This is a genomic window from Priestia sp. SIMBA_032 (genome assembly GCF_046535215.1).
Taxonomy (GTDB): Bacteria; Bacillota; Bacilli; order Bacillales; family Bacillaceae_H; genus Priestia; species Priestia aryabhattai.
The window spans coordinates 1-260 of the sequence record NZ_JAWRXD010000959.1; the positions used below are offsets into that span (position 1 = coordinate 1).

The window sequence follows — 260 nt, forward strand, 5'->3', positions numbered from 1 at the left end:
TGCAAGTGTATATTCTTCTAGACTTTCTTTGAAATCTTCAAAGAAGTTTACATTCTCATTAATAAATTCCTGATCATGCCAACCTCGATCAATCATATATTTTGTAACAGCCATTAACCAAACTTGATCTGTTCCTTGTTTTGGACTAATAAAGACATCTGATCGCTCTGCCATTTCTGTTTTACGAAGATCAGCTACAATTAACTTTTGTCCGTGTAATTTATGTGCACGTTTAATACGTGTAGCTAAAACAGGATGAC

At 33.8% G+C, this 260-nt stretch carries 1 protein-coding gene; it reads right to left on the reverse strand.

The features are described 5' to 3' along the window. Positions 1-260, reverse strand: a 260-nt coding sequence (locus tag SB717_RS37195; protein ID WP_410908122.1) for a hypothetical protein, incomplete at both ends; no start/stop codon positions are given.